Annotated in this window: 15 protein-coding genes; 9 read left to right on the top strand and 6 right to left on the bottom strand. The window is 65.1% G+C overall.

What is annotated here, in order from left to right; genetic code table 11:
* Nucleotides 1–824 (bottom strand): Y-family DNA polymerase (locus ACVMIH_RS41545; protein ID WP_456866347.1); only part of this gene is annotated, 824 nt, incomplete at its 3' end.
* Entirely contained in the window at nucleotides 715–1,548 is an 834-nt protein-coding gene (locus tag ACVMIH_RS41540; protein WP_375167000.1) for an ImuA family protein, read from the bottom strand. The genes ACVMIH_RS41545 and ACVMIH_RS41540, both read right to left, overlap by 110 nt.
* Before the next feature lie 329 nt (nucleotides 1,549–1,877).
* Between ACVMIH_RS41540 and ACVMIH_RS41535 the strand changes: the two genes are divergently transcribed.
* On the top strand, nucleotides 1,878–3,326 hold the full coding sequence (locus ACVMIH_RS41535) for a UdgX family uracil-DNA binding protein (RefSeq protein ID WP_076833091.1): 1,449 nt from the start codon (nucleotides 1,878–1,880) through the stop codon (nucleotides 3,324–3,326).
* A gap of 531 nt (nucleotides 3,327–3,857) precedes the next feature.
* On the top strand, nucleotides 3,858–5,480 hold the full coding sequence (locus ACVMIH_RS41530) for an inorganic phosphate transporter (RefSeq protein ID WP_057015669.1): 1,623 nt from the start codon (nucleotides 3,858–3,860) through the stop codon (nucleotides 5,478–5,480).
* Between the two features lie 91 nt (nucleotides 5,481–5,571).
* Here the strand turns inward: ACVMIH_RS41530 and ACVMIH_RS41525 are convergent, their stop codons facing one another.
* On the bottom strand, nucleotides 5,572–6,480 hold the full coding sequence (locus ACVMIH_RS41525) for a LysR family transcriptional regulator (protein ID WP_057015750.1): 909 nt from the start codon (nucleotides 6,478–6,480) through the stop codon (nucleotides 5,572–5,574).
* A gap of 139 nt (nucleotides 6,481–6,619) precedes the next feature.
* Here ACVMIH_RS41525 and ACVMIH_RS41520 point away from each other — a divergent pair, with 139 nt between their 5' ends.
* Nucleotides 6,620–7,801: a cytochrome P450 gene (locus tag ACVMIH_RS41520; protein ID WP_057015670.1), complete on the top strand. Its 1,182-nt coding sequence runs from the start codon at nucleotides 6,620–6,622 to the stop codon at nucleotides 7,799–7,801.
* A gap of 3 nt (nucleotides 7,802–7,804) precedes the next feature.
* Here ACVMIH_RS41520 and ACVMIH_RS41515 read toward each other — a convergent pair whose 3' ends face one another.
* Nucleotides 7,805–8,977, bottom strand: coding sequence for a M20 aminoacylase family protein (locus ACVMIH_RS41515; RefSeq protein ID WP_057015671.1), 1,173 nt, complete (start codon nucleotides 8,975–8,977; stop codon nucleotides 7,805–7,807).
* Between the two features lie 262 nt (nucleotides 8,978–9,239).
* Here ACVMIH_RS41515 and ACVMIH_RS41510 point away from each other — a divergent pair, with 262 nt between their 5' ends.
* Entirely contained in the window at nucleotides 9,240–9,665 is a 426-nt protein-coding gene (locus ACVMIH_RS41510) for a hypothetical protein (RefSeq protein ID WP_057015672.1), read from the top strand.
* On the opposite strand, the gene ACVMIH_RS41505 is transcribed toward ACVMIH_RS41510, so the two are convergent.
* Both ACVMIH_RS41505 and ACVMIH_RS41500 read right to left on the bottom strand, forming a co-directional pair.
* Complete coding sequence (locus ACVMIH_RS41505; RefSeq protein WP_082653684.1) at nucleotides 9,573–10,334, bottom strand: pyridoxamine 5'-phosphate oxidase family protein; 762 nt, start codon at nucleotides 10,332–10,334, stop codon at nucleotides 9,573–9,575. The two genes, ACVMIH_RS41510 and ACVMIH_RS41505, sit on opposite strands and share 93 nt — an antisense overlap.
* Before the next feature lie 164 nt (nucleotides 10,335–10,498).
* Nucleotides 10,499–11,269 (bottom strand): IclR family transcriptional regulator domain-containing protein, encoded by a 771-nt coding sequence (locus tag ACVMIH_RS41500; RefSeq protein ID WP_456866343.1) that lies wholly within the window; start codon nucleotides 11,267–11,269, stop codon nucleotides 10,499–10,501.
* A 170-nt stretch (nucleotides 11,270–11,439) separates the two neighbouring features.
* Between ACVMIH_RS41500 and ACVMIH_RS41495 the strand changes: the two genes are divergently transcribed.
* The 5 genes from ACVMIH_RS41495 to ACVMIH_RS41475 all read left to right on the top strand — a co-directional run bounded on the left by ACVMIH_RS41495 (nucleotide 11,440) and on the right by ACVMIH_RS41475 (nucleotide 15,363).
* The gene (locus ACVMIH_RS41495) at nucleotides 11,440–11,931 is read left to right on the top strand and encodes a MaoC family dehydratase (protein ID WP_028331684.1); all 492 of its coding nucleotides are present in this window, start codon (nucleotides 11,440–11,442) and stop codon (nucleotides 11,929–11,931) included.
* An 11-nt stretch (nucleotides 11,932–11,942) separates the two neighbouring features.
* Nucleotides 11,943–12,395, top strand: a complete 453-nt coding sequence (locus tag ACVMIH_RS41490; RefSeq protein WP_057015675.1) for a MaoC family dehydratase — start codon at nucleotides 11,943–11,945, stop codon at nucleotides 12,393–12,395.
* 231 nt (nucleotides 12,396–12,626) lie between these two features.
* Nucleotides 12,627–13,043 (top strand): MFS transporter, encoded by a 417-nt coding sequence (locus tag ACVMIH_RS41485; protein WP_456866340.1) that lies wholly within the window; start codon nucleotides 12,627–12,629, stop codon nucleotides 13,041–13,043.
* Between the two features lie 11 nt (nucleotides 13,044–13,054).
* Nucleotides 13,055–13,546, top strand: coding sequence for an MFS transporter (locus ACVMIH_RS41480; RefSeq protein ID WP_456866338.1), 492 nt, complete (start codon nucleotides 13,055–13,057; stop codon nucleotides 13,544–13,546).
* Nucleotides 13,547–13,743: 197 nt separating this feature from the next.
* The gene (locus ACVMIH_RS41475; RefSeq protein WP_316394627.1) at nucleotides 13,744–15,363 is read left to right on the top strand and encodes a GMC family oxidoreductase; all 1,620 of its coding nucleotides are present in this window, start codon (nucleotides 13,744–13,746) and stop codon (nucleotides 15,361–15,363) included.
* Nucleotides 15,364–15,368: the final 5 nt, after the last annotated feature.

Here is a 15,368-nt window from a genome sequence, read left to right as displayed (position 1 = left end):
GGGAAACGCTTCTCGACGATGTAATCGGGCAGCGGCTTGCGCGGGCTGATCGGGGCATCGCCCTGCCCGAGCGCGTGGCTGAGCAAGGTGGTGAAGGCCGCACCGAACCGCGCCGAGATTTCATGCGGCGCGCGCGAGGCGACATCGCCGATGGTCTTCAAGCCGGCGCGGCGCAGGCCGGTGGTGACAGCGGCATCGGCACCGAGCGCCGACACCGGCAGCGGGCCGACCGCCGCCGCTTCCTCGCTATCGGGGACAATCTTGCCCGAGGCGGTGCGCGTCAGCGTACGCGCCGCGATCGAGGTGCCGGCAATCGCCGCGCTGACGGCAAAGCCTCGCCGGCTCAGCGCCCCCGTCACGGTCTGCAGCAGCGCGCGCTCGCCGCCGAACAGATGCGCGCAGCCGGTGATGTCGAGAAACAGACCGTAAGGCAGATCGAGCGCGACCAGCGGCGTGAAGCGATCGCACCAGTCGGCGATGTCGTTCAGCGTCTTCAGATCGGCGGCGGGATCGGCATCATAGACCGTGAGCTCCGGACAGATCGCCCGCGCATTGGCGAGCGGCAGCCCGATCGACAGCCCGGCGCGCACCGCGGCCTCGTCGACAGCATGCAGCAGGATCGCGTTGTGGTCTTTTGTGACGACGACGCTGGGGAGTTCTGCTTTCTTCGCCTCTCCCGCTTGCGGGAGAGGGAGCCCTGCCACCTCCCGTGCATCAACTTGCGAGGCGATGTCCTGCGCGAGCTTGCGCTTGATGCGGTCGATGGGCAGGCGTGGCAGCCACAGGCTGAGGATACGCCGACGGTTCACTGAATTGGCACTCATCACATTTCCATTCCATGATCCATCGCCCGACAGGGCCATGACGATTGCGCACGAGTTCGGCCTCGAAGCGCGGCGCGCCCCACACGCTCGCGGCATTGCCCGGCGGCGAATGCGCCGCGCGCACGATCCAGCGCGTCTCCGCGGTCGAGGGGATCGGGGTTGCCGCGATCCGCAGCACCAGCGCGGTGACGCCGGAGGCCTGCGCGGCCAGGGTCAATTTGCGGCTGGCGACGAGATCGAGCTGGCGCGCCTGGCCCCAGACCTCGAGCACGACCGCGCCGAGCGCATCGCAGGCGAGCGCGTCGGCCGCGGCGCGCAGGCCGCTATCGACATCGGCAGCGCGCACCGTGACCAAGAGGCGCGGATCGAGGCCGAGCCCGGCAAGCCCGCGCATCGATAGCGCGCCGTTTTCGCGATCGGAAAAATCCTGCCGCACCCAGACCAGCGGCTTGCGTGCCGACAGCCGTCCGGCGAGCCCCGCAATGAAGCCGGTCGCCGCGCCGCCTTGATGGCCGGCCGCGAACACCTCGTGCAATGCCGCCGGCGCAAGCCCGCCGCGCAGCATCGCATCCGCGCCGGCATGGCCGAGCGCGACGCGGTTCGGCATCGCCGCATCCGATGACGCCTCGATACGCGCGATGCTGCCGCGCAGAGACGCAAGCGTACCTATGCGTGCGGCGGCGCATGATCCGCCAAAGTGTGAGCGGTTTGGCGACAAGATCATGCGCCTTTCTTAAAAAAGAGGAGCGCGATCGGACGCAAAACCGGCGACCACTTTTGCTGATCGCGCTCCGGCATATGCGCCGCTCCTTCCAACCAAAATTTGAGGCCGTCACTGGTCTGAACAGAGAACCAGGGACTGGCTCATTTGTTCATGATATGTTCTAATATAAAGCTAACAGGGCCCACGGAGTCAATCGGATTGGTGAGATCATCGATTCATGAGTGGAATCAATGGGATTCAGCAGCCGCCGAACCGGACAGGCCCTGATCTTCCGCAAGTCAGGCACGCAGGCCCCGAAAATGACGGCGTGACGGAAACGGAGCAATCGCATGCGCATCATCGTGCTCGACAACGACACCGATTTCGAGGGCTGGCGCAAGGCCGCGCGGCGATTGGCGCTGAACGATGTGAAGCCCGCGGAGATCACATGGACCGTACGCAGCGACGACGAATTGTCGTCGGCATCCTGCGTGAATGAATTGCCGGATACGCCGCAGGCGCGGTTCAATGTGTCGGCCAAATTCGTCGAGCTCGCAAAGGCCGCGATCCTGCATCGCAGTGACGAACGCTTTGCCCTGCTCTATCGCCTGCTGTGGCGGCTGCGCAGCCGTCACGATCTGCTCAGTGCGACCGATGATCCCGATATCGCCGAGGTCCACGCGATGGCGCGCGCGGTCTATGTCGATATCGACAGGATGCATGCGCATCTGCGCTTCCGCGAGATCGGCCGCGAGCGGACGGCTCATTACGTCGCCTGGTTCGAGCCGGAGCATCACATCGTCGAGCTTGCCGCGCCGTTCTTCGCCGGCCGCTTCGCCGACATGCCGTGGTCGATCCTGACCCCCGACGTCTGCGCACATTGGGACGGGCACGCGATCTCGATCACGCCGGGCGTCGCCAAATCCGAAGTGCCGACCGAGGACCGGCTCGAGGAGGCCTGGCGGCGTCACGACAACGGCCGCTTCAATCCCGCACGGCTGAAAGTGATGGAGATGCCGCAAGCCTATTGGAGGAACCTGCCCGAGGACTCGATCATTAAGCCTCTGATCGAAGACGCAATGCGCATGACCAGCGGCCCCTTCATCGCACGCAAGGCGGCCGAGCCGCAGAAGCGGCAGGATACGCCGATGCCCCGCAAGCAAGTTCAAGGCAAGCAAGTTCAAGGCAGGCAAGCTCACGACACCATCGCGGCCTTGCGCGAGGAGGCCGCCGATTGCCGCGCCTGCCCGCTGTGGAAAGACGCAACCCAGACCGTGTTCGGCGAGGGACCGCAAAGCGCAACGCTGATGCTGGTCGGCGAGCAGCCCGGCGACAAGGAAGATCTCGCAGGCCACCCCTTCGTCGGACCGGCCGGCCAGATGCTCGATCGAGCGCTGCAGGAAGCCGGCATCGATCGCCGCAAGGTCTATGTCACCAATGCAGTGAAGCACTTCAAATTCGTGCCGCGCGGCAAGATCCGGCTGCACCAGAAGCCGAGCACACCGGAGATCCGCGCCTGCCGCCAGTGGTATGAGCGCGAGCTCGCCACCATCAAGCCGGACCTCGTGATGGCGCTCGGCGCCACCGCGGCGCAGAGCGTGCTCGGCAAGATCACGCCGATCAACAAGAACCGCGGCCATCTGATCGACCACGACGGAACCAAGGTGCTCGTCACTGTGCACCCGTCCTATCTGTTGCGGCTGCCGGATGAAAAAGCCAAGGCGCTGGAATATCAGCGCTTTATCGACGACCTGAAAATCGCAGCACATCAGTTGCGCAGATCAGTCGATGCAGCTTGAGTTCCGTAAAACCAGCGGAACCTGAGGAACCACATCGCAACGAGAAATTGTTCTAAGCCGCGGACAAATACCTACAACCTTTAATTGATCCGTGGTAGGGTAGCATGTTCCGCAGGTATCGGGCGTCATGTTCACGCCATGACGTACCCTGAGGCGGGCGCGCTGCGCGGTTTGCTAGCCCCGATCGTGCGGCGCGCCACCTCATCTCTCAATCCCCCTCCCTCATTTCGCAACCTTCCACTCGCAGGCGTCCGCCTAATTCTCCGGCTGCCCGGCCGGCCGGATGCCAGTGTGATGTCCTCCGCACATTGTCTCGTCCTGCGAAACGCAGGCAGCTTTCCGTCGCGATCCGCGATCCTTGTTGCTGAAGATTGCCACGAGGCCGCGAAGCCACGTGCGCGCTCAATGCGTTGCACAAAACTTCGGCTCGATGTCCACCGCCACGGGAGACCGGCGCGGCTCGCGGGCCGGATTTCAATTGCTTGTCATATGCATCGATCAAAATCGGGAGCATTGGGACAGGAGTTTACCATGAGCGATATGGCGTTACCCGGCTCGATCGAGCCCGCCCTGAAAAAGGGTCCGGACCTCGACAAGGGCTTTCATCCTCTCACCGGGGTTATCTATTTGGGCGTGGTTGCGGCCGCGCTGCTGTTCGTTGCCTACAGCATCTATGCCGATGTCGACGCCACCGGCACGCGCATCACCTCGTTCCTGCCGTATATCCTGCTGTTCGTCGCGCTGCTGATCGCGCTCGGCTTCGAATTCGTCAACGGCTTCCATGACACCGCGAACGCGGTCGCCACCGTGATCTACACCCGCTCGCTGCCGGCGCATGTCGCCGTGGTGTGGTCGGGCATGTTCAACCTGATCGGCGTGCTGCTCTCCAGCGGCGCCGTCGCGTTCGGCATCGTCTCGCTGCTTCCGGTCGAACTGATCCTGCAGGTCGGCAGCAGTGCCGGCTTTGCCATGGTGTTCGCGCTCTTGATCGCCGCCATCATCTGGAATCTCGGCACCTGGTGGCTCGGCCTGCCGGCCTCGAGCTCGCACACCCTGATCGGTTCGATCATGGGCGTCGGCATCACCAACGCGCTGCTGCGCGGCCGTGACGGCACCTCGGGCGTCGACTGGTCGCAGGCGACCAACATCGCGAAGGCGCTGCTGCTGTCGCCGCTGTTCGGCTTCGCGCTCGCCGCCGGCCTGCTCTACCTCCTCAAGATCGCGCTGCAGCGCGCGACGCCGGCGCTGTTCGGCGAACCGGTCGGCGACCAGCCGCCGCCGTGGTGGATCCGCGGCATCCTGATCCTGACCTGCACACTGGTCAGCTTCTTCCACGGCTCCAATGACGGTCAGAAGGGCATGGGCCTGATCATGCTGATCCTGATCGGCACCGTGCCGACCGCCTATGCGCTGAACCGCGCAATGCCCTCGAGCCAGATCGAGCTGTTCACGGCGCACTCGACCGCGGCCAGCAAGGTCATCGAAGGCAAGGCCGCCGGTTACAACGTGATCGGCAATCCGCGCCCGGCTGTGACCAACTATGTCGCGCAGCACCAGATCAACGAAGGCACCTTTCCGTCGCTTGCGGTGCTGGTGCGCGACATCGGCCAGCAGGTTGCCCAGTATGGATCGCTGGCCAAGTTCCCGGCTGACGCGGTCGGCAACACCCGTAACGACATGTACCTGGCGTCCGAGGCGATCCGTTTCCTGATGAAGGACAAGGAAGCCGAGCTGACCGCTGCCGACATCGCCACGCTGAACCAGTACAAGGGCTCGCTCGATGCCGCGACGAAGTTCATCCCGAGCTGGGTGAAGTTCGCCGTCGCCATCGCGCTCGGCCTCGGCACCATGGTCGGCTGGAAGCGTATCGTCGTCACCGTCGGCGAGAAGATCGGCAAGACCCACCTGACCTACGCGCAGGGCGCCTGCGCCGAGATCACGGCGGCCGCGACGATCGCGGCGGCCGACGGCTACGGCCTGCCGGTCTCGACCACGCACGTGCTGTCGTCAGGCATCGCCGGCACCATGGCCGCCAACGGCTCCGGCCTGCAATGGGCCACGATCCGCAACATCGCGATGGCCTGGGTGCTGACGCTGCCGGCCGCGATGATCATCTCGGGCGTTCTGTACTACGTGTTCTACCACCTGTTCTGACGCCCCACGCTTTCGGCGCAGCAACGCGCCGGACAAAGGCCCGCACTCCGGTGCGGGCCTTTTGCTTTGGACCTGCAGCCCGGCTCCTTGCTCAGGCGGCGCAGGCCTTCGCAACCTCGGCCAGCAGGCCGCGCGCCCATTTGTGCAAGCCGGATTTGGCCGTCCTGGCGCCCCAGTGCATGTCGATCGAGATCGGCACGCGGAACGGCAGCGCAGCGACATGGAGGCCGCCGCGCATCGCCCGCGCCAGATGATGCGGGATAGTCGCGACGAGCCTGGTGCCTGTGATGATGCGCTCCAGACTGTCGTGGTTGGGCAGGCTGACCACTGGCTCGATCTCGATCTTCCTCGCCCTCAGCGCCGCGAGATAGAGCGGCTGCCACTCACCGCTGTGGGTGATGAAGACATGCTCGGCCCTGGCATAGGCCGACAGCGCGATCCGGCCGCGCGCCAGCGGATTGGCCCGATCCATCACGCAGACGTAGTGGTCGGTGAGGATATGGCGCCGGAAGAAGCCTTCGCCGGCGATGCCGACCGGACCAAGCACGATGTCGCACTGGTTCTGCTTGAGATGGACATCGCCGTGGCCCGCGGCATCGAGCAGGACGAGACGGACTTGCGGCGCGCCGGCGCGCAGCCGCGTGCTGAACTGCGGGATCAGGGTCTGGCGTTCGTGATAGTTGCAGGAGATCGTCACGCTGCCCTGCGTCGTCGCCGGATCGAATTCCGCCGGTGAGGCAAGCCCGTCGATCTCGCCGATCATCTCCCGCGCCCAGGTAACCAGCGTCGCGCAGCGCTTGGTCGCCGTCACGCCATTGCCGCTGCGAACGAACAGCGGGTCATGCAGCGCGCCGCGCAGCCGCTCGATCGCATAGCTGATGGTGGACTGGTTGACGTCGAGCCGTTTGGCCGCGGCGGAGAACGACTGCAGGTCATAGACCAGCACAAGGGTCCGCAGAGTCCCGATGTCGATCGGATCGATCGAGGAATTGGCCGCCACCCTTGCACCTCCCGCATTGCTGGCGGCCCAGCCTAGCACAAGGTCATGGAATATTTCGATGGTCCGGATCAATCCCATCGAATTGAGCGATCGTGCACCCGGAGCTAGCCTTGGCGAAAAAGCGCTTCCGGGAGGACCAATGACCAGCGCCGTGCCTGTCGTCACCGATATCGCGTATCAGGATCTGCTCGACGACCCCTATCCGATCTTCCGCCGGCTGCGCGAGATCGCGCCGGCGGTCTTCGTCGCGCCCGCGAAGCTGACGCTGGTGACGCGCTTCGACGACATCATGCGGATCGAGCGCGATCCCGCGACCTACTCGGCCGATAATCCGGCCTCGCTGGTCAACAAGGTGATGGGGCCGACCTTCATGCGCAAGGACGGCGCCGAGCATGCGATCGGCCGCAAGGCGATCGAGCCCTCGTTCCGTCCGGCCACAATCAAGGAGCATTGGGCGCCGCAATTCACCGCGATCGCAGAAAAACTGATCGATGATCTGTTGGCGACCGAAGAGGCCGATCTGTTCTCCGCCCTTGCCGCGCCGATGGCCTCGCTCAGCCTGATGGCAATGATCGGGTTTCGCAAGATGCCGTGGCAAACCCTCGCCGAGTGGTCGCAGGCGCTGATCGACGGCGCGGGCAATTACGCCGCCGACGCCGAGATCGAGCGCAAGGCGATGCAGGCGAGCGCCGAGGTCGATGCCGCGATCGACGCGGTGCTCGACGATCACCGCCGCCAGCCGAATCCTTCGGTCCTGTCCTCGATGATCAATGCCGATCCGCCGATGCCGATCGAGGGCATCCGCGCCAACATCAAGGTGATCATCGGCGGCGGCCTGAACGAGCCGCGCGACGCGATCCTGACGCTCGTGCTCGGCCTCCTGGAAAACCCGCCGCAGAAGAACAGCGTGCTGGCAAAGCCGGATCTGTGGCCGGCCGCGCTCGAGGAAGCGGTGCGCTGGATCTCGCCGATCGGCATGTATCCGCGCCGCGTCACCCGCGATGTCGATCTTTCCGGCATCACGCTGCCGCAAGACCTTCAGATCGGCCTTTGCGTCGGCGCCGCGAACCGCGACGGCAGCCGCTTCGCCGAGCCGGATCGTTTCGACGTGACGCGGCCCAAGCAATCGCATCTGGCGTTCGGCGCCGGACCGCATTTCTGCGCCGGCACCTGGGTGTCGCGGCTGACCGTCGGCAAGATCGTGGCGCCGATGCTGTTCGCGCGCCTGCGCAATCTGCGCCTCCGCGCGGAGGCTCCGCCGGTCGTGCGCGGCTGGGTGTTCCGCGGTCCGGTGACGCTGCCGGTGCGCTGGGACGCTTGAGCCTCACGCCGCCAATGCGTTCTCGACGATCTTCACGAAATACGACGTGCCGAAGACGATCGCCTCGTCGTTGAAATTGTAGGCGGGGTGATGCAGGCCGGCGCTGTCGCCGTTGCCGCAGAAGATGAAGGCGCCGGGCCGCGCTTCCAGCATGTAGGAAAAATCCTCGGCGCCCATCAGCGGCGGCATCTCGTGCACGTTGGACGCGCCCGCGACCTCGCGCGCGATGCGGCTCGCGAATTCGGTCTGCGCCTCATGGTTGACGGTGACCGGGTAGCCGCGCTCATAGGTCAGATCGATCTTCGCGCCGGTCATCTTCGCAACGCCGTCGACCACCTCGCGCACGCGCTTCTCGATGAGGTCGCGCACCTCGCGGGTCAGCGTGCGCACGGTGCCGCGCAACTCCGCGGTCTGCGGGATCACGTTGCGGGCGTTGCCGGCGTGGAATTCGCACATCGAGATCACGGCGGAGTCGAGCGGATCGACGGTGCGCGCGACGATCTGCTGCAAGGCGGTGACGAGCTGCGCGCCGACCAGCACGGAATCGATGCATTTGTGCGGACGCGCGGCGTGACCGCCGAGCCCTTCGATCTTGATGTCGATCGCATCGGTCGCGGCCATGATCGGGCCGGTGCGGATCGCGAACGAGCCGATCGGAATCCCCGGACCGTTGTGCATGCCGTAGACCTGCTCGATGCCGAAGCGGTCCATCAGGCCGTCCTTGATCATCGCGGCGGCACCCGCTCCGCCCTCCTCGGCCGGCTGGAAGATCACGACCGCCTCGCCGGCGAAATTGCGCGTCTCGGCGAGATAGCGCGCCGCCCCCAGCAGCATCGCGGTGTGGCCGTCATGGCCGCAGGCGTGCATCTTGCCCGGCGTCTTCGAGGCGTAGGGCAAATTGGTCTGTTCGTGAATCGGCAGCGCATCCATGTCGGCGCGCAGGCCGATCACCTTGACGTCGCCCTTCGCCGGCCCCTTCTTGCCCTTGATGACCCCGACCACGCCGGTCTTGCCGAGCCCGGTCGCGACCTCGTCGCAACCGAACTCGCGCAACCGGTCGGCGACGAATGATGCAGTGCGGTGCACATCGTAGAGCAACTCGGGGTTTTCATGGATGTCGCGGCGCCAGGCCTGGATATCGGGTTGCAGATCGGCGACGCGGTTCACGATGGGCATGAGAATTCTGGCCTCAAAGGTTGGACGTAAGTCATCTCTAGCATGCAAGAGCCGGTCCACCCAAACGGATGTGGCATGCTCGCGGCTGGGGCCTGCATTCGCAATCGGGATGCGGGCCGTCCCTCGCTGGACTTTGCGCAGACCTCGGGCCTGATATCATCGCATCCGACCAAAGCCTAATAGTGCGGGACATATCCGGCGCGGATACTACCCCAGGTTTTCCGCACCGAAATCCTCTCGCCTTCCAACAGGGAGCGGCTGCATGACGCCGGATCAGGCGGTGTTGTTTTCCACCATCATCCTGCTGGTGCCGATGGGATACTTCCTGCTGGCGGCGCCGGCGTTCCTGCTTGTGAAGCTCGACGTCCCGCCGGTCACACGGCTGCTGCGTGGCATGTTCAATGCCTACTTCCTGGTGCTCACTGTTTCGGGCGTGATCGGCACGCTCGCCTTTGCCACGGCCGGCCGGTTCGCCGTTGCGCTTGGCATCGCCTTGATCGCGGCGTTCGCGGTGCTGGCGCGCCGATGGTTCTTGCGGCGGCTCGATGCTGAGGCGGACGCGCGAGACTCGGGTGATCCCACCGCGGTGCGGCGGCTACGCCAGCTGCATTGGGGCGGCATGCTGTGCAACGCGGTGCAGGTGTTCGCTCTGGTCGGCAGCATTCCCTACATGGCGCCGCTGCCCTGATCGCGGTTTGCTCGCTCGTCCGGATGCGGTTCCCGGCTGTCCGCTATGCGTCACGTTTCCGATGCGGATCGTACTTCGAAAGCACGTCCTTGAGATAATCCCGGCTTTCCATTCCGGGGCGGGCGGCTCGTACCCGGGCCGAGGCACGTACAGATTCGCCGGTACGTCCGCTGAGGCGCCCATCAGGTCCGGAACGTAGCGCGGGCAATTTGGAAAGATCTCGCATTCGACGCGCACGACGACCTTCGCGCCGTGATGCCCGGCAAGCACTTCGGCGCTGTCGTGGATCGTTGCCTTGCCTCGGATGCGCGTGCGAAACGTCTTGCCGTCGAGCCGTACAAACAACAATCCGACGTTCGGGTTGCGGTGAATATTGCCGAGCGTGCGGTACATGTTGTTGCCGTCGTACTCAGGGAACTCAAGCGTATCAGGCCCGGTGATCCTCACGAAGCCGGGATCGCCGGAACGTATCGAGCAATCGACGTTGTCCTGATAGCTGGTCGCGATGAAAAAGAAGCGCGTCTCCTCGATGAGCTTGCGGTCCTGTTCCCAGAACTCGAAGTGGAGGCGATGCTTCTCGAGGCCGTCGGCGACACGCCGACCGTCGAAGCGGTCCTGCAACTCACGCATTCCGTCGTGATAGAAAGGGGCGCGGACTGGGTCGGCCACGGCAATCCTCCGGCAAGTTGAGCAATCGATCTGCACTTTGACGTGGCCGCGATTTTCCTTGGCAGTTCACCCGGCCAGCAAGGCGAAAGACTATTCATTCGGCATGGGCGTGGAAAGCCATCCAGGTCCGGAGCGGGTGAAAAGGCGTCGATAACGGCCGTCCCCTACCCTGATGTCAGCATCTGGCTGCGGATCTCCTGCGCGGTGCGGCGCAGCGGCAGCAGGAACTTCTTGCGCGCGCCGGCTTCGCTCACCGTTCCCGAGATCGTGTTGACGCTGAGCGCGGCGACCACCGCGCCCGCGGGATCGCGCAACGGCACCGCGATGCCGCAGATCGCCGGATCGAGCTCGCCATCGACCCAGGCATAGCCGTCGCTCTCGACCCGCGCGAGCAACTCGCCAAGACGCTCCGGATCGGTGACCGTGCGCGGCGTGACCTGCCTGAAGCCCCCGGTCGCGAGATAAGCCTCGCGGGTGCCGGGCGGCAGCGCCGCGAGCATGACGCGGCCGAGCGACACCAGATGCGCGGGCAGCCGGCTGCCGACGCCGAGATTGGCCGAGAGGATCCGCCGCGCAGGCAGGCGCAGCGCATAGACGATCTCGTCCTCGTCGAGCACCGCCATCGCGCAGGACTCGCCGATCTCGTTGCGCAGATTTTCCAGCGCGCGCTGCGCATGACCCCAGTATGGCAGCGCGTTGAGATACGACAGGCCGAGCCCGAGCGCGCGCGGCCGCAGGCTGAAATAGCGTCCGTCGGACGCGCAATATTTCAGCGCGACCAGGGTCGCGAGGATACGCCGCGCGGTGGCGCGGTTGAGGCCGGCAATATCGGCGGCCTCCGCCAGCGTGTGCCGCCCCGGCGGCTTGCCGAGTGCCTCGATGATCGAGAAGCCGCGCGCAATCGCGCGCACGAAGCCGTCACTCTCTTTGCTCATGGCGGGCGCCCAGCTGGTTCCGTCATCGCGCTCACGACATCGCAGCCCGCATGGCTGCCTGCACATGACGCGGCTCTGCGCGCTTGTCAGGGGCTCCCGACCACGCTAGCGTCAATTCATACAGCGAATTAATTGTTCGTCTGGCGAACTCAGTAGCAGGAGGATGCACGATGGCGCAAGCAGAAAGTTCTGCGGCCACCCCGTTCGAAACCGATTTCTGGAAAGACGCGAAGCTGCGCAAGGTGTGGGACGACATCGTCCCGGGCGAGCCGCGCAAGACGCTGCCCTACAAGCTCACGCAGGAAGCGATCGCGCTGTACTGCCGCGCAGTCGGCGAGACCAATCCGCTCTATCTTGACGAAGCAGCCGCCAAGGCCGGGCCCTATGGCGGGCTGATCGCGCCGCCCGCGATCCATATCCTCTTGATGTTCGCCTGCACGCCGGCCGACGACTGGATGCGCTCGCCGGGCACCGTCAATGCCGGGCAGTCGTGGAGCTACAACATCCCGGCACGCCCCGGCGACACCATCACCCTGCAGGCGCGCGCGCTCGACAAGTTCATCAAGCGTGAGCGGTTGTTCGTGGTGCACGACAATGTCTTCTTCAACCAGCATGGCGACGTGATCTGCTCGGGTCGCGGCCAGACCATCCGTCCGATGTAAGGAGGATCACCATGACCACGGCGAATTTCGAATCTCTCAAGGCCGGCGACACCATCGACGGCCCGGCATTTGCGGTTTCGCGCGAATCGATCCGCCTGTTCTGCGACGCGTCGCTCGACTACAACCCGCTGCATCTCGACGACAACTACATGAAGGGCGATTTCGGCAAGACCAATTTCGGCGGCATCATCATGCACGGCATGAACAATTTCGGCCTGATCTCGCGCATGCTGACCGACTGGGCAACGCCTGCCGGCGCGATCCATCGCAGGCTCGAGACGCGCTGGCTGAAGCCGGTGAAGCCCGGCGACACCATCCGCCCGGCCGGCACCATCAAAGCCAAGCAAACGACCGCGAAGTCGCGCTGGGTGCTGGTCGACGTCGCCGTACAGAACCAACGCGGCGAGACGGTCGCGGCCGGCGAAGCGATGCTGGAGTTTCCGCCGAACGCGAAGGCAGGCTAGCCGCGCGCACTCGATCGGAGCCACGGGCTCTTTCGCCCCGCCTGCGGGGAGAGGTCGGAAATGCATCGCTAGATGCATTCCGGGTGAGGGCGAGCCTCCGCGAGGGTTGCTGTCACCGTCTATGGGGAGACGGTCCCTCACCCCAACCCTCTCCCCCTAAGAACGGGGCGAGGGAGCCTACCGCCGTCGCGGCACCAACAAACAATCAAATAATCACTTGAGGAGACTTTCATGCAGGATGCGGCCCATTCGCGGCTCTATGGACGGATCGCCTGGCGCCTGATCCCGTTCCTGCTGGCTTGCTACACGGTTGCGATCATCGACCGCTTCAACATCGGCTTTGCCAAGCTGCAATTCCTGCACGACCTGCAGATCGACGACGCCGTGTTCGGGCTTGCTGCCGGCATCTTCTCGGTCGGCTATGTCGCGCTCGAAGTGCCGAGCAATCTCCTGCTGGTCAAGGTCGGTGTCCGCAAGACGCTGCTGCGGATCATGGTACTGTGGGGCGCAGTCACCGTGCTACTCGCGCTGGTGCAGAACCAGTATCACCTCTATCTGCTACGCTTCCTGCTCGGCGCCGCCGAGGGCGGCTTCTTCCCCGGCATAGCTCGCTCAACACCATCCTGCTGTGGACTCCGACGCTGCTGAAACGCGTCGGCGTGGCGACCACCACCGAGATCGGCTGGCTGAGCGGCGCGATCTCGGTTGCGTCCGCGATCGGCATGGTGCTGATCGGCTACAGCTCCGACCGCACACGGGAACGGCGCTGGCACGTGGTCTGCTGCGGCCTCGTCGCAGCGGCCTGCTTCATCGCCTTGCAGGCCGCGCAAGACAGCGTGCTCCTGACCGTGACGCTGCTTGCCGTCGCCTCGATCGGCATCTTCGCGATCCTGTCGCTGTTCTGGACGATTCCGAACGCGATGCTGGAGGGCAGCGCCGCGGCCGGCGGCATCGCGCTGATCTCGGCGATCGGCTCGTTCGGCGGCGCGGTCTGCCCTGCCCTGATCGGCTGGATGACTGCCGCAACCGGGAGCATCTACGCACCGCTCGCCCTCGTCGGCGCCGTGCTCGGCATCGGCATGCTGACGCTGATCGTCTGTGTTCCCCGCGCGAGCCATGAGGTCACACTGGCCGAACCGAGCCGCCCCTGATCATCCAGCGCACGCCCGGCATCCACTGCCGGGCTTGTGTCGGCCCGCTGCGTCTGGATAGAACTCGGTCCTGACTCTGTCAGAACCGAGTTCTATTTTCTTGTGTTGACGCGTTTTCTTCACGCGAACCGGGCTCCACTTCGCTCGAAAACGCTATAGAAGGGGCCCAACAAAAGACGCTTGCCGGGAAAGAGGACATGCCGCGAAGGCTCGAGGGTGATTTCGACTACATTATCGTCGGCGCAGGCACGGCGGGCTGCATCATGGCCAACCGCCTGTCGGCCGATCCGAAGAAGCGCGTGCTGCTGCTGGAAGCCGGCGGCAAGGACAACTGGATCTGGTTTCATATCCCGGTCGGCTATCTCTTCGCGATCGGCAATCCGCGATCGGACTGGATGTTCAAGACCGAGGCCGAGCCCGGCCTCAACGGCCGCGCGCTCGCCTACCCGCGCGGCAAGGTGATAGGCGGCTCCTCCGCCATCAACGCCATGATCTCGATGCGTGGCCAGGCCGAGGATTACGACCACTGGCGGCAGCTCGGCCTCACCGGCTGGAGCTACAGCGACGTGCTGCCGGCGTTCAAGCGGCTCGAGGATCACTTCCTCGGCGAAAGCGAGCATCATGGTGTCGGCGGAGGCTGGCGCATCGAGGCGCCGCGGCTGTCCTGGCAGATCCTCGATGCGGTCGGCGATGCCGCCGAGGAGATGGGCATCAAGCGCATCCCGGATTTCAACACCGGCGACAACGAGGGCACCAGCTACTTCCACGTCAACCAGAAGCGCGGCCGGCGCTGGTCGTCGGCGCGCGGCTTCCTCAAGCCGGTGCTGAACCGCAGCAATCTCAGGCTCGAAACCGACGTGCTGGTCGACCGCCTGGTGATCGAGAGCGGCCGCGCCGCCGGCGTGCTGTTCCGGCAGGGCAATGAGACGGTGGAGGCGCGCGCCCGGGGTGAAGTGATCCTTTGCGCCGGTTCGATCGGAACCACGCAGGTGCTGCAGCGCTCCGGCATTGGTCCGTCCGAATGGCTGTCGCCGCTCGGCATCGACATCGTGCTCGACGTGCAGGGCATCGGCCATAATCTGCAGGACCATCTGCAGCAGCGCGCGATCTACAAGGTCTCCGGCGTGCGCACGCTGAACGAGACCTATTACAATCTGGTTCGCCGCGGCCTGATGGGCCTCGACTACGCATTTCGCCGCCGCGGGCCGCTGACCATGGCGCCGTCGCAGCTCGGCATCTTCACGCGCTCGGACGTGACGCGCTCGCGCGCCAACATCCAGTTCCACGTGCAGCCGCTGTCGCTCGACAAGTTCGGCGATCCGCTGCACCGCTTTCCCGCGATCACGGTGAGCGCCTGCAATCTGCAGCCGAGCTCGCGCGGCACCGTGCGCATCAAATCGTCCGTTCCCGACGACAAGCCGTCGATCGCGCCGAATTATCTGTCGACCGACGACGACCGCCAGGTCGCGGCCGACGCAATCCGCACCACGCGCAGGCTGATGAAGCAGAAGGCGCTGGAGAAATATCATCCCGAGGAATTCCTGCCCGGCCCCTCGGTCGGCGACGACGATGCTTCGCTCGCCAAGGCTGCCGGCGACATCGGCACCACGATCTTCCACCCCGTCGGCACCGCGAAGATGGGAACGGCCAACGATCCGATGGCCGTGGTCGACGAGCGGCTGCGCTTCTACGGCCTGCACGGCCTGCGCATCGCGGATGCCTCGGTGATGCCGACCATCACCTCGGGCAATACCAACACGCCGACGGCGATGATCGCCGAAAAGGCCGCGGCGATGATCCTGCAGGATGCGCGATAGAACAA

The sequence above is a fragment of the Bradyrhizobium sp. USDA 4503 genome, from assembly GCF_054055815.1.
This window is presented reverse-complemented; position numbering and strand designations above follow the sequence as displayed.

What these genes read in the sequence shown, in the direction of transcription:
- ACVMIH_RS41540 (WP_375167000.1), bottom strand. Translation starts at nt 1,548, where the DNA reads ATGATCTTGTCGCCAAACCGCTCACACTTTGGCGGATCATGCGCCGCC.
- ACVMIH_RS41535 (WP_076833091.1), top strand. Translation starts at nt 1,878, where the DNA reads ATGCGCATCATCGTGCTCGACAACGACACCGATTTCGAGGGCTGGCGC.
- ACVMIH_RS41530 (WP_057015669.1), top strand. Translation starts at nt 3,858, where the DNA reads ATGAGCGATATGGCGTTACCCGGCTCGATCGAGCCCGCCCTGAAAAAG.
- ACVMIH_RS41520 (WP_057015670.1), top strand. Translation starts at nt 6,620, where the DNA reads ATGACCAGCGCCGTGCCTGTCGTCACCGATATCGCGTATCAGGATCTG.
- ACVMIH_RS41515 (WP_057015671.1), bottom strand. Translation starts at nt 8,977, where the DNA reads ATGCCCATCGTGAACCGCGTCGCCGATCTGCAACCCGATATCCAGGCC.
- ACVMIH_RS41510 (WP_057015672.1), top strand. Translation starts at nt 9,240, where the DNA reads ATGACGCCGGATCAGGCGGTGTTGTTTTCCACCATCATCCTGCTGGTG.
- ACVMIH_RS41500 (WP_456866343.1), bottom strand. Translation starts at nt 11,269, where the DNA reads ATGAGCAAAGAGAGTGACGGCTTCGTGCGCGCGATTGCGCGCGGCTTC.
- ACVMIH_RS41495 (WP_028331684.1), top strand. Translation starts at nt 11,440, where the DNA reads ATGGCGCAAGCAGAAAGTTCTGCGGCCACCCCGTTCGAAACCGATTTC.
- ACVMIH_RS41490 (WP_057015675.1), top strand. Translation starts at nt 11,943, where the DNA reads ATGACCACGGCGAATTTCGAATCTCTCAAGGCCGGCGACACCATCGAC.
- ACVMIH_RS41485 (WP_456866340.1), top strand. Translation starts at nt 12,627, where the DNA reads ATGCAGGATGCGGCCCATTCGCGGCTCTATGGACGGATCGCCTGGCGC.
- ACVMIH_RS41475 (WP_316394627.1), top strand. Translation starts at nt 13,744, where the DNA reads ATGCCGCGAAGGCTCGAGGGTGATTTCGACTACATTATCGTCGGCGCA.